The organism is Micromonospora sp. NBC_00389 (assembly GCF_036059255.1).
Taxonomy (GTDB): domain Bacteria; phylum Actinomycetota; class Actinomycetes; order Mycobacteriales; family Micromonosporaceae; genus Micromonospora.
In genome coordinates, this window is sequence record NZ_CP107947.1 from 500,857 (window position 1) to 513,969 (window position 13,113).

Below are 13,113 nucleotides of genomic sequence, written 5' to 3' on the forward strand. Positions count from 1 at the left end.
CAACTGGATCTCCCCTAGCGGAGTTTCGGATCGAGGGCCTCGCGGACCGCCTCACCGAGCATCACGAAGCTCAGCACAGCGGTGACGAGGAACGCGGCGGGGAAGAACACCAGCCCCGGCGCGACCCGGATGAACTGCTGCCCGTCGCTGATCATGATGCCCCAGGACACCACCGGCGACTTCAGGCCGACGCCCAGGAACGACAGGGTGGCCTCGGCACCGATGAACGAACCGACCATGATCGTGCCGTAGACCAGCAGCGGGGCCAGGCAGTTCGGCAGCAGGTGCTTGAGGATGATCCGGCCGGTGCCGGCACCCAACGCGCGGGCCGCGACGATGTAGTCGGCCTCCTTGGTGGCGAGCACCGAGGAGCGCATCAGCCGCATCACGACCGGCCAGCTCAGCACGATCAGGGAGGCGATCACCAGGCCCATGATCTGGGCCTTGCTGTTGCCGGAGCCCGAGCCGTTGAACGTGGTCAGGATGACGATCGCGCCGAGCACGAAGGGCAGGCCGAAGAAGACATCGGCGATCCGGCTGAGCAGACCGTCCACCCAGCCACCGCGGTAGCCGGAGATGATGCCCATGGCGCCGCCGACCAGCAGGGTGCCGATCACGGAGAGCACGGCGACCACGATGGAGGCGCGCGCACCGTAGATGACCCGGGCGTAGACGTCCCGGCCCTGCACGTCGTAACCGAACCAGCCCTCGGCGGACGGCTTGTTGAGGCTCCGGGACAGCGTGCCGTTGACCGCGTCGCCCGGGGCGAACAGCTGCGGGAAGGCCGCCATCAGGAGGAAGATCACGATCAGCGTGGCCGAGATCCAGAACAGCGGCTTGCGCCGCAGGTCCCGCCACGCGTCACCGAGCAGGCCACGCGGCTTCTCGTTGCTCTGCGGCAGGCCCGTCCCGGTGGGGGCGACGACGTCGGCCTGGGCGGGAGGGGTGCTGACGATCGATGCGGTACTCGGGTCACTCATAGCGGATCCTTGGGTCCAGGGCGGCGTAGAGCAGGTCAACCACCAGGTTCATCACGAGATAGACCAGCACCAGGACGACGACGATCCCTACCACGGTAGCGCTTTCCTTGGTGACGATCGCGCGGAAGACCTGGCGGCCGATTCCGTTGATGCCGAAGATGCCCTCGGTGACGATCGCGCCGCCCATCAGGGCACCGAGGTCGGTGCCGAGCAGGGTGACCACCGGGATGAGCGAGTTGCGCAGCAGGTGCACGCCCACCACCCGGCGCATCGGCAGGCCCTTGGCGATGGCGGTACGCACGTAGTCGGCGCGGCGGTTCTCCGCGATGCTCGTTCGCGCCACTCGGGCGATGTACGCCACTGACGCGCTACCGAGCACGAAGCCCGGCACGATCAGCTCGGAGATCCGCATCTCGGACGAGACGGTCGGCGTGATGATGCCCCACTGCACGCCCAGCAGCCACTGGAGCACGAAGCCGACGACGAAGACCGGCAATGCGATGAGGAAGAGGGTGGAGACCAGGACCAGGTTGTCCAGGAAGCCGTTGCGGCGCAGACCGGTCAGCACGCCGGCGCCGAGGCCGATCACGGCCTCGATGGTGAGCGCCACCAGAGCCAGCTTCAGGGTGTTCGGGTACGACGTCATGATGATGTCGCTGATCTCGCGCTGCGAGAACGTCTGACCGAAGTCGCCCTGGAGAAGGTTCTTCATGTAGTTGGCGTACTGCACGAAGACGTTCTGGTCCAGGTGGTACTTCTCGGTCATGAACGCGATGTACTGGTCCGGGCAGCGGCGCTCACCGCACTTGCCGGCGAACGGATCGCCCGGGACGGCCCAGACGAGGGCGTAGATCAGGAACGTCGTGCCGATGAAGACCGGCACGAGTTGGAGCAGCCGTCTCAACAGATAACGGCCCATGGGGTGGTCCTCCAGACAGGGGGCGCGTCGGACGGCCGACACGGTGGTGACAACGTGGCGAGTGGAGTGTTGTAACACCCACTCGCGGAACGGCCCCGGGTCGGGCTCACCGGATGTGGCGAGCCCGACCCGGGGTCAGACCGTTCGGATCAGAGCTCGACCGAGGTGATGTCGAGTTCGCCGACGTTGTTCAGCTCGAGCTTCTTGATCTTCTCCGAGTGGCCGGACTGCTGGCCGTAGAAGTAGATCGGGATGCTCGGGACGTCCTGGTCGACAAGCTCAACCGCCTTGGAGAACGCCTCGTGCGAGGCCTCCAGGCTCGGAGCGGCGCTGGCCTGCTTCGCCAGGGCGTCGACCTCCTTGTTGCTGTACAGACCGTCGTTCGAGGAGCCACCAGTCACGTAGAGCGGGTTGACCCAGTTCTCCACGTCCGGGTAGTCCTGCTGCCAGGCGGCACGGTACGGGCCGGTCATCTTGTGGGCGTTGATGTTCTGGCGGAAGACCGCGAAGGTCGGCACGCCCTCGGCGCGAGCCTCGATGCCGAGGTTGGTCTTGACCTGCTGCGCAACGGCGTCCATCCAGTCCTTGTGGCTGGAGTCGGCGTTGTAGTAGAAGACCATCTCACCGGTGAAGCCACCGGCCTCGGCCAGCAGCTGCTTGGCCGCAGCGGCGTCGAACTTGCAGGCGGTGCAGTTGCCCGGCTTGGCGCCCGGGGTCAGCGGGTTCGCCCAGCTGTCGGCCGGCTTGCGGGTACCGAAGAAGATCTTGTCCGAGATCTCCTGCCGGTTGATCGACAGCGACACGGCACGACGCAGCTTCGGGTTCTGGAAGCGCTTGTCGTAGGTCGGGAACGCGATCAGCGCGGTCGACGGCGTCACGGTCGACAGGCCCCGCTCGCCGAGGTCGGTCTTCCACTTGTCACCGGCGAGCGCCGAGGTGGGGACAACCTCCATGAAGTCGAGGTTGTTGCCCAGCAGATCGGCGTAGGCAGCCGACTCGTCCTGGTACAGCTTGACGTCGACGTCCTTGAGCTTCATCTTGTCGCGCAGGCTGTAGTCGTCGAAGCGCGTCAGCTTGATGAGGACGTTGTCCTCCCACGACACGAACTTCACCGGGCCGTTGCCGACCGGCTTCTTGCCGAACTCTTCGGGCTTCTGGGTGAAGAACACGTCCGGCAGCGGCATGAAGGCGCTGTAGCCGAGCTTGGTCGGGAAGACCGCGGTCGGCGCGGCGAGGGTGACCTCGAAGGTCTGGTCGTCGACGACCTTCAGACCGGACATCTTCTCGGCCGTCGGCGCCGGGGCCTTCTGCGGGCCCTCGCCGTCCGGGTCCGAGGTGTAGGTCTGGTCGAAGCCAGCGATGTCCGAGAAGAAGGTGCCGTTCTGCGCGCCGTTCGGCGAGTAGGCGGCCCAGTTCCAGGCGTCGACGAAGTTCTTCGCCTTCACCTCGGTACCGTCGTGGAACTTGGTACCCTTCTTGATCTTGATCGTGAAGACCTTGGAGTCCTTGGTGTCGATGGACTCCGCCAGCGCGTTGCGCGGGGCCCCACCGTCGTTGGGGTACTCGACCAGGCCGGTCCACAGCCAGTCGATGACCTTGCCGCCGCCGGTCTCCGTGGTGTTCGACGGGACCAGCGGGTTCTCCGGCTGGACGCCGTGGATGACGATCGAGCCGTCCGTGCTGGTGGCGGCGTCGCCGTCACCGTCACCGCTCGAGCAACCGCTCGCGACAAGCACGGCAGCCGCGCTGAGCGCGATTGCGCTCGTCGCCCGCTTCGAGACTCTCATTCCGAGGGGCCTCCTCTTTCTAAGACCTGGTTCCGTCGTGGGTTTCACGCACGTCTGGGGGTGACACCGCCCGACCACCCCGGGGCGCGGGTCGCCGGGACCACAGGGAAGTTGGAGACACCCCTGATGTTCCGATCCGCCGGGCTCCCCACCCGGCGAGGCGCAACCCTACGCAGGCGACACAGCCACGGACCGCCGCGAAATAGCGGAGGGCGTGGTCGTGGGCCGTACGGAGTGCCACACACCGAGGGTGAGGTGTTGCCACTGTGACACTCACTGGCCGCTTCCGTGAAGGTGCCGTTATCAAGACGTTAGTTGCCCGCCACGTTGCCGATACTTGAAAAATGATCATAAAGCGGTCGGGTGGGGTGGCTCTGAGCAGGGAAGACGTGGCCCAGCCGGACCACGGCGGTCCGCGTTGGGTCGGGTTCTGTGAGCTTTCCCCAGTCCGCTCCCGTGCTTCCCGACGTCCGTCGAGGGCTCGCCGTCTTTGCCCATCCGGACGATGTCGACCTCGGCTGCGCGGCCACCATCACCGGCTGGGTGGATGAGGGCATCGAGGTCGGCTCTCTGATCATCACCCGGGTGACGCGCGCGATTTCGACGACACCGCGCGAGCCGAAATGCCCCGTTTGCGCATGGCGGAACAGCGAGTCGTTGGCTAAAGCCATGGATGGCCCGACGGTCTGACACGCCGGCCTGGGGGCCAGACGGCATCGGCCCCGGCACCGCGTGGGGCGGGGCCGGGGCCGACGGTGAAACCGAAGCGGATCAGGCGGTGAAGCGCACCTTCCGGCGACGGACCATCAGGACCGTCACCGCACCCGCGGCGAGCAGCAGTACGCCAGCGGTCGCCGCCGTCGCGATCGGCGAACCGGTCAGCGGCAGGCCGCCGCCGTTGCTCGCCGGCGAGGTGGACGGGGCCGGGCTGGCCGGCGACGAGTCCGACGGGGTGGCCGACGGAGTCGACGGAGTCGCGCTCGGGGTCGGGGCCGGCGTCGAGGGGGTCGCGGACGGCGTCGGGGCGGCGGTGAACCCGGCCTCGGCCTTGGCGGTGACGGTGGCACCGGTGCTGCCGCCGAGGATCAGCTTCTGCGCCTTCTTGGTGCCGGTGAACAGGAACACCCGGCCGAAGGAGACCGAGTCCTGCGCGGTCAGCGTCACGTTGACCGTGCCGGCACCCTCGGCGGTCAGCCAGAACTGCCCACCGTTGGTGGTCTTGGTGACCGGCTTGCCCTCGGCGTCGACGGCCGCGCCGCCGGTGGCCGCGACGGTGATGTCACCGGCCGGACCCTTGACCGTGAACGGGCCGGCCTTGCCGCCGACCGTCGCGGTGGCGCTGGCCGGGTCGACGGACAGCTCGGCCCGCGGCTCCGGCTGGTCGGTGGCGTTCTTGACCAGGTAGTCACGGACCTTCTTGATCACGTCGTACTGCTGCTGCGCGAGCAGGCCCTTCTCCCAGTCGCCCAGCTTGATCCCGTCGCTGAAGTGCCAGACGGCGGTCTGCGTGCCGAAGTAGAGCAGCGTGTCCAGCCGCTTCTTCTCGATCTTCGCCGGAGCGGTGGCGCCGGCAGCCGCGAGCAGCGCGGTGGAGTCGGCGTTCGGGTAGCCGTGGGTGAGCACCCACTGCACCTTGCCGAGGTTCTTCACCTGGGACTTGTCCCAGGTGCCCTCCTCGTACTTCCCGTCCAGCTTCACGCTGGTGTGGTAGTCGATGCAGAACGCCGGCACCAGCTTGCCGTCAATCTGCAGCGCGAGCGCGGACGTTTCGCGGGCCTTGCCATCGAGCTTCAGGATCACCTTGGTGCCGTCGACCGCCTTGGCCACACCGGTGGCCGGGGCCGCGGCGGCCGGGCCGGCGATGCCGAGCGCCAGCGTGCCACCGGCGACGGTCGCCAGCGCGATCCGCGCCCAGCGTCGTCCTCGTTGTCCGAACATCAAGATTCGTGCACCTCTCCCCAGGGGTGACCCGCAAACGCGGGCACGCGTGAGTCACTGCCTCCACGGGATGCGCAGCACCCGCGCGCGGAGACGGGACCGAGGCATTATGTGACGACGGTTGATCATTTGTCAGCCCCGAGCGGCGGCATCCGTCGCATGTGACCCAATTGTCGGGGAGGAGGAATAGGTCACACGAGTCGGCGGTCCGCCGCCCATCGGGAGAGCTCGTACCGGTTGGACATCTGAAGCTTGCGCAGCACGTTCGACACGTGCGTCTCCACCGTCTTGATGGAGATGAACAGCTCCTTCGCGATCTCCTTGTACGCGTACCCTCGGGCGAGCAGCCGCAGCACCTCCCGCTCCCGGTTGGTGAGCTGGTCCAGCTCCGGATCGGCCACCGGCGCGTCCGGCCGGGCCGCGAAGGCGTCCAGCACGAACCCGGCCAGCCGAGGACTGAAAACCGCGTCACCGTCGGCGACCCGGCGGATCGCCGCGGCCAACTCGTCCGGGGAGATGGTCTTGGTGACGTACCCCCGGGCACCGGCACGGATCAGCCCGATCACGTCCTCCGCCGCGTCGGAGACGCTCAGTGCCAGGAACTTGACCTGCGGGTGGCTGCGCCGCATCGCCTCCAGCACCGCACGACCGCCGCCGTCGGGCATGTGCACGTCGAGCAGCACCACGTCCGGCCCGGTGGCCGCGATCCGGGTGACCGCCTCGGCCACCGTGCTCGCCTCGCCCACCACCTCGACGTGGGCGCCCAGCTCGGCGCGTACTCCGGCCCGGAACATGGCATGGTCGTCCACCAGGAACACCCGCAGCCGCTCGGGGCGGGCGTCCGCCGGGTCGAGGTGCTCCATCGACTGCTCGGCCATGGTCATCTGTTCCTCTCCGCTGCGGACGAGTCCCGGGAGATCGGCAGGATCAACCGGACCTCGGTTCCGTCCCCCGGTCCGGACCGGATCTCGGCCCGTCCGTCGTGCCGCTTCATCCGCCCGATGATCGAGCCGCGTACGCCGTGCCGGTGGTCCTCCACGGTATCCGGGTCGAAGCCCTTTCCCCGGTCTCGGACGAAGACGCTGATCTGATCCGGCTCCACCTCGGCGTAGAGCGACACGGTCTGCACCCCGGCGTGCCGGGCCGCGTTCACCAGCGCCTCCCGCGCGGCGGCGACCAGCGCGCCGACCCGCTCATCGGTCTCCCGGTCACCGACCACCACCGCCTCCACCGTGATCGCGAAGGTGTCCTCGACCTCGGCCGCGGCCTGCTCCAGGGCCGCGGCGAAGCGCTCGTTGGGCGACGCGGTGGGCTTGTAGAGCCAGTTGCGCAGCGAACGCTCCTGCCCGCGGGCCAGCCGCTGGACCGTCTTGACATCGGTGGCGTTGCGCTGGATCAGGGCCAACGTGTGCAGCACCTGGTCGTGCACCATCGCGGCCAGCTCGGCCCGCTCCTGCTCGCGGATGCGCCCCTCGCGCTCCGAACGGAGCTGGTTGTACGTCCGCCAGAGCACCGGCGCGGCGACCACGCCGACCCCGGCCAGCCCCACCAGCGCGAAGATCACGCCGTTGATCACCGCGTCGAAGTTCTGCGCCGGCGAGTAGACCGCCGCGACGCCGATGATGCCGACCGCGACCAGCACCCCGCCGCCGATGAACCGGAGCACGAAGGCTCGCCGGTCGCTCTCCTCGACGACCGCGCCGAGCCAGGGCACCGGCGTGTCGCCCCACCGCCGCCGCCGCTCGGGCGCGGACTGGTGCCAGATGACACCGGCACCGACCGCGATGATGGCCACCAGCCAGCCGGCGGTGCCCGCCGCGCCGACCGAGTCGAAGACCATCACCTGGATCAGCAGGACCCCGAGCCCGATCCCCACGAACGGCAGGAGCTGGGCCACGTCCCGGCGGGGCGGCACCGCGGTGTCACCGGGCCGCAGCGGCACCACCGCCCAGAAGGCCGCATAGAGCAGCAGGCCGAGCCCGCTCAGCCCGAGCAGCACCATGAACGCGACCCGCACGCGCAGCACCGAGATGCCGAGGTGGTCGGCGATGCCGGCGGCGACGCCCGCGGCCATCCGGTGCTCGGGGGCGCGGTACAGGCGCGGAGGCGGGGTCACGATGCTGATCGGAGGCTCCCCTGGTCACGGTTTCGGGCTGGTCGGGTTCGGTGGATCCGATCGTCACACGCTGCGGTGTCCCGCGACCACGGGGACGCCCCCGACATTCCGGCCGCCAGGATCTCAGGGTGGGGTCAGGGTCGGGTCCTGAGGTCGTTCGGGCGGACCTGGCAGCAGGATCGAGGCATGACCGAGGAAGCTGCCCCGCCGCCCCGTCCCGGGTCGGCACAGCCGGGTGGTGCATCGCCGCCCGCACCAGCCGCGACACCCGCCGGCTGGACCGAGCCCAGCACGTTCGGCCCGCCCACCGGCGCCGCCACCGGGTTCGGCACCGGCCCGGCCGCCGAGCACGCACCGGGCGACCCGGCCGGCGCGGGCTACGGGCCCGGCAGCACGGGCTACGGACCGGGCGGCGCGGGCTACGGGCCTGGTGCCGGCTTCGCGGCCGGCACCGGCTACGGGGCGAGCGGGGCCGGGGGTACGCCACCCGGGCCGGGTGGTCCCGGTCCGGCCGCGCCGCCACCGCCGCTGGGCGGCGCCGGCTTCACCTCGCGGTACGGGCTGGTCCGGCCGCGCGACGGGCGGTACCTGGCCGGGGTCTGCGCGGCGATCGGACGAGCCACCAACACCGACCCGGTGCTCTGGCGGGTGCTGCTCGCGGTGCTCGGGTTCTTCGGCGGCATCGGCATCCTGGTGTACGTCGCCGCCTGGCTGATCATCCCGAACGAGGGCGACACCGCGTCCCCGGTGGAGTCCATGCTCGGGCGTGGCCGGTCCAGCATGTCGCCGGTGACCGTGATCATCCTGGGCATCCTGGTGGCGGCCAGCTTCGGCTACATCGTCACCGACGCCTTCCGCGCGGTGCTGCTCGGCGCGGCGATCCTGATCGGCGGCGCGCTGCTGCTCAACCGGGACAGCCGAGGGCCACAGCCCGGTACGCCGGGCGGGCCGGTGCCGTCCGGGCCGATCGGTACGCCACCCGGGCCGGTCCCGCCGGTCGCCTGGCCGGCGCCGACGTACGGCACCGTGCCGCCCGCCGGCCCGCTGCCGACCGCGCCGCTGGCCGGTGGCGATCCGGCGTACGCCACCACGGGTGGGTCGCCGACCGCGCCCGCCCCGGTCGTCGGCGCACAGTCGGCCGCCGCTCCGCAGCAGTTCGCCAGCGCGCAGCCGGTGTCCGGAGCGGGTCCGGTCTCCGGGGTCGGTCCGGTGTCCGGGCAACCGGCCGGGATGGCTGTTCCGCAGGCCGGCTGGCCCGCGCCCGCCCCCGCCGCCCCGGGCTGGCCGAGCACTGACCTGCCCAGCACCGGCATGCCCAGCGCCGACTGGCCGTCGGCACCGGTGACCGGTGCTCCTGCTGCCGGTGTCCCGTCCGACTACCCGGTCACGCCGCCGCCACCGGCCGGATACCGCCCCCCGTTCGCGCCACACGGCCCGTACGCCTCGCCGGCTCCGGCCGCGTACCCCCCGCCGAAGCCGCCAAAGCCACCGAAGCCGCCGAAGCGACCCCGGGAGCGTTCACCGCTCGGCGCGGTGACCTTCTCGCTGATCTTCCTGGTCCTCGGCGTGGTCGCCCTGCTCGACCTGCTGAACGTCTTCGACGTCGGCGCGTCGGCGTACTTCGCGGCCGCGTTGGCCACGATCGCGCTGGGTCTGCTGGTCGGCACCTGGTTCGGCCGGGCCCGCTGGCTGATCGCGCTCGGCCTGGTGACCGCCGCCGCGCTGGGAACGGCCACGATCGCCGAGTCGTACGACCGGATCCGGGGCGTCGACGGCGCGGTCACCTGGGCGCCCACCGACTACCGCGACCTCGCCAACCGGTACGAGAACAGCTTCGGCGACGCCGTGCTCGACCTCCGCTCGATCGACTTCTCCAATCGGGAGAGCCAGGTGACCGTAGCGATCAACTTCGGCAAGGGGACCGTGGTCGTTCCGCCGAACGTGGACGTCACCACGGTGGCCGACGTCAACGCGGGCGACGCCACCGTCTTCGGCAACCGATCCGGCGGGTTTGACGGCAGCCTGCGGGAGACCACCGACCTCGGCGCGGACGGGCCCGGGGGCGGGAAGCTGCGCCTGTACATCCATGTCAATGCCGGCAACCTGGAGGTGACCCGGTGAAGGCCCACCGTACGGACCTGGTGTCGTTCGCCTTCGGGCTGGTGTTCCTGGCGCTGTCGGCCTGGTGGCTGCTCGCCCAACTGCTCGGGCTCGCGCTGCCGCCGGTCGGCTGGTTCCTGGCCGGCGCGCTCATCCTGATCGGGGTCTTCGGGCTGGTCGGCGCGCTGCGCTCCGGCCGGCCGGCCCGGCCCGAGCCGACCGACCAGGCCGTCGCCACCGAGCCCATCGCGCCGGTCTCCGGGGCGACCGCACCCGTCTCCGTCGCCGCCGCACCGCTTTCCGGGGCGACCGCACCGGTCTCCGGCGCCGCACCGACGTCCGGCGCGGGTCTGGCGGCCTGGGACGCCGAACACTCCACCTGGGACGCTCCCGGGCCGGGACCGGCATCGGAGGCAATCACGGAGGTACGGGTACCGGAGGCTCCGACCGCAGACGTGATCCACCCGGCCTGGCTGGCCCACTCGCCGTCGGAGCCGGAGACCGCGCCGATCTCCGGTCAGCCCGCCGACGGGAATGACGAGCCGACCACCGGGAGCCTCGCCCGACCGGCCGCCGTGGAGGCCGACGAGCCGACCCTGGTCGACCATCCGGTCGAGCGCATCGACGACCACCCGGCGGACGAGCGGGAGGGGCAGCGGCGGGAGTCCTGACCCTGCGCCTGCCGGCGCGGTCTTCTCGACCGCTGGGGCGGTGCGGCAGGCGCGGGCAGGCGCATATGCTGGCCGGTGGAGATTTCGCCTCCGCCGGCCGGCCCGTCCCGCCATGGCGGTCCCGCCGCGATTCCCGTCTCTACCCCCGTCAGGAGCCCGTCCGACATGACCCAGTCCCCCGCCGTGCGTTCCACCGGTCGGTCCGGTCCGGTCCGCATCGGCGAGCGAGCCGCCCGTACCCTCGTCACCGAGCTGGCCCGGATCAACGATCCCAAGGCCGCCCTGCTGGTCGGCGCGAGCCCGCAGTCCGCGGTGCTGGCCGCGGCGATCGAGGCGCTGCTCCCCGGCGACCGGCTCACCGTGGTGGCCGCCGAGTCGTCCAGCGCCACCGCGCTCCGCGAGCACGTCACCGCCCAGGGTCGGTGGGTCGCCGACCGGGTGCGCGTGGTCGACTCGCTGGCCGAGGCTGAGGCCGCCGGGGTGGTCATCGCTGGCGAGGCGTTCACCGGCACCGCCGAGGAGACCCGCAGCGGCATCGAGGACATGGCCAAGTACCTGGCCGACGGCGCGGTGCTGAGCGTGGCCACCACCGCCACGCCCGGCCGGACCACCGGTGCCGCCGCCGAGTTGGCCCGGCAGGACGCCCTTTACGGCGTCGGCGCCGACCTGGTGCTGCGCAACTCGCCGCCGGTACGGGTCTACCGGCTGCGGTTCACTCCGGCCAGCCCGGCCGCGGCCGACCGGCTGGCGCCCGCGTACCGGCCGTCGAGCGTGCCGCTGACCCGGGGCATGCACATCGACTCCAACGGGGTGGCCGCGGCGGGCATCACGCTGGGCCTGGCCGCGCTGGCCCGGGTGGCGCGTCCCTCGTCGAAGCTCTGGCTGCTGCCGGCGCTGGCCGCCGGACCGGTCGCCGCGTTCTTCCGGGACCCGGAGCGGGACGTGCCGGAGGACCCGAACGCCGTGGTCGCCAGCGCGGACGGGCAGGTCCTGTCCGTGCAGCGCCTGCACGACGAGCGTTTCGGCGACGGCGAGTGGCTACGGATCGCGGTCTTCCTGTCGGTGCTGGACGTGCACGTCAACCGAGCCCCGGTCGCCGGCAAGGTGGTGGACTACTTCGTCGCCGATGGCGGCTTCGTCAACGCCATGAAGCCGGACGCCGAGCACAACGTGGCCGCGTACACCGTGCTGGACACCTCCCGCGGCCCGGTGGTGGTCGCGCAGCGGACCGGGCTGATCGCCCGGCGGATCGTGCAGCGCGCGCCGATCGGCGCGCTGCTGGCGAAGGGCGAGCGCTTCGGGCTGATCCGGTTCGGCTCACGGACCGACGTCTACCTGCCGGCCGAGGCTGCCGAGCCGCTGGTCGGGCCGGGCGACAAGGTCGTCGGCGGCTCAACGGTCATCGCCCGCTGGCACTGACCCCGCGCAACAGAGAACGGGGCGCCGCTGATCGCGGCGCCCCGTTTCGCTTGCGTGGATCAGGCGGTACGACGCTGGCGCAGCCAGAGCACCGGCCCGCTGACCAGGTAGCCCACCACAATCAGGGCGAACGTGAGCCGGATGTCGACCAGCGCGCCGATGATCGGGGCCAGCCAGAGCCACGGCGGCAGCTTGACCAGCCGGGCGAGCTTGGCGTACGGGAAGCTGGAGACCATCGCGAAGGCGAGCAGTGCCACCCCGGCGACCAGCACGGGGCCGGGCACCGGAAGGCCGATCGCGACAGTCACGGCGAGCACCGCGGCCGCCATGGTGGTCGGCACCCCGCAGAAGAAGCGGCCGTCCTTGGGCGAGACGTTGAAGCGGGCCAGCCGGATCGCGGCACACGCCGCGACCAGTGCGCAGGCGACCGCCGCCGCAGCCGTCGAGACCGAGCCGGCGAGCGAGGCGTAGACCACGACCGGTGCGGCGAGGCCGAACGAGCACATGTCGGCCAGCGAGTCCATCTGCGCGCCGAACGGGCTGGCCACGCCGAGCCGGCGGGCCAGCGCGCCGTCCAGGCCGTCGAAGGCGACGCAGGCGATCAGGCAGAGCGCGGCGATGCGCACCTCACCCTGCATGGCCTGGAAGATGGCCAGCATGCCGAGCATGAGGCTGGCCAGGGTGCACGCGTTGACCAGGCCGAACTTCATCCGGCGGGCGACCGTGCGCTCGCCGGGGAGCAGCGGGATCGACCCGGGCGAAACCTCGTCGGCGTGTGCCATCGGCGGCAGCGCCGGGCTGACCGGCATGACCGCCTCGATCTCCGCCCGACCCAGGTTGAGCGACTGCCGGCCGAGCCGGTCCAGCCGGTCCAGGCCGTAGCGGCGGCGCTGCCGCTCGGCGTACCGGTGCTCGGGCAGCGCCACGTCGGCGGTGTGCAGGTCGCCGTCGCGGCGACCCACCCGGACCAGCAGCACCTGGCGGGCGAACGTGCTGCTGCGGCGCAACCGGCCCGCCCAGCGACGCCCAGCGGGGCGCGGACTGTCAGTCGTACGACGCCGGCGCCATGGGGCTCTCGGCACGTTTCCTCCATCACCGGATCAGCTGACCGCCGTGGGCGGGTGTCCGGCTGTCTCGTGCCGGACCTTGCTTGGCCCGGCAGCCGTTTTGCGGAGTACACCAT

Annotated in this window: 10 protein-coding genes and 1 pseudogene; 4 read left to right on the plus strand and 7 right to left on the minus strand. The window is 71.1% G+C overall.

The window, feature by feature from the left end:
• Positions 1-14: 14 nt before the first annotated feature.
• From OG470_RS02385 to OG470_RS02395, 3 genes are all read right to left on the minus strand, one after another.
• Complete coding sequence (locus OG470_RS02385; protein ID WP_328420292.1) at positions 15-980, minus strand: ABC transporter permease; 966 nt, start codon at positions 978-980, stop codon at positions 15-17.
• Complete coding sequence (locus tag OG470_RS02390; RefSeq protein WP_328420294.1) at positions 973-1,899, minus strand: ABC transporter permease; 927 nt, start codon at positions 1,897-1,899, stop codon at positions 973-975. Before OG470_RS02390 ends, OG470_RS02385 begins: the two co-directional genes overlap by 8 nt.
• A gap of 149 nt (positions 1,900-2,048) precedes the next feature.
• Entirely contained in the window at positions 2,049-3,686 is a 1,638-nt protein-coding gene (locus OG470_RS02395; RefSeq protein WP_328420296.1) for a peptide ABC transporter substrate-binding protein, read from the minus strand.
• A gap of 456 nt (positions 3,687-4,142) precedes the next feature.
• Here OG470_RS02395 and OG470_RS02400 point away from each other — a divergent pair, with 456 nt between their 5' ends.
• The gene (locus OG470_RS02400) at positions 4,143-4,376 is read left to right on the plus strand and encodes a PIG-L deacetylase family protein (protein WP_328420298.1); all 234 of its coding nucleotides are present in this window, start codon (positions 4,143-4,145) and stop codon (positions 4,374-4,376) included.
• Between the two features lie 81 nt (positions 4,377-4,457).
• Here OG470_RS02400 and OG470_RS02405 read toward each other — a convergent pair whose 3' ends face one another.
• The 3 genes from OG470_RS02405 to OG470_RS02415 form a co-directional block, all read right to left on the minus strand.
• Positions 4,458-5,624: a thioester domain-containing protein gene (locus OG470_RS02405; protein WP_328420300.1), complete on the minus strand. Its 1,167-nt coding sequence runs from the start codon at positions 5,622-5,624 to the stop codon at positions 4,458-4,460.
• Between the two features lie 191 nt (positions 5,625-5,815).
• The gene (locus OG470_RS02410) at positions 5,816-6,502 is read right to left on the minus strand and encodes a response regulator (RefSeq protein WP_172899192.1); all 687 of its coding nucleotides are present in this window, start codon (positions 6,500-6,502) and stop codon (positions 5,816-5,818) included.
• Positions 6,503-6,504: 2 nt separating this feature from the next.
• Positions 6,505-7,740, minus strand: a complete 1,236-nt coding sequence (locus tag OG470_RS02415) for a PspC domain-containing protein (RefSeq protein ID WP_442931031.1) — start codon at positions 7,738-7,740, stop codon at positions 6,505-6,507.
• A gap of 186 nt (positions 7,741-7,926) precedes the next feature.
• Here OG470_RS02415 and OG470_RS02420 point away from each other — a divergent pair, with 186 nt between their 5' ends.
• From OG470_RS02420 to OG470_RS02430, 3 genes and pseudogenes are all read left to right on the plus strand, one after another.
• Complete coding sequence (locus tag OG470_RS02420; protein ID WP_328420302.1) at positions 7,927-9,861, plus strand: PspC domain-containing protein; 1,935 nt, start codon at positions 7,927-7,929, stop codon at positions 9,859-9,861.
• Positions 9,858-10,103: pseudogene (locus OG470_RS37140) on the plus strand (hypothetical protein); the annotation flags it as partial. The gene OG470_RS02420 and the pseudogene OG470_RS37140, both read left to right, overlap by 4 nt.
• Positions 10,104-10,676: 573 nt before the next feature.
• Positions 10,677-11,930, plus strand: coding sequence for a phosphatidylserine decarboxylase (locus OG470_RS02430; RefSeq protein ID WP_328420304.1), 1,254 nt, complete (start codon positions 10,677-10,679; stop codon positions 11,928-11,930).
• 59 nt (positions 11,931-11,989) lie between these two features.
• Here OG470_RS02430 and OG470_RS02435 read toward each other — a convergent pair whose 3' ends face one another.
• The gene (locus tag OG470_RS02435; protein WP_328420306.1) at positions 11,990-12,937 is read right to left on the minus strand and encodes a CDP-alcohol phosphatidyltransferase family protein; all 948 of its coding nucleotides are present in this window, start codon (positions 12,935-12,937) and stop codon (positions 11,990-11,992) included.
• Between the last annotated feature and the right edge of the window lie 176 nt (positions 12,938-13,113).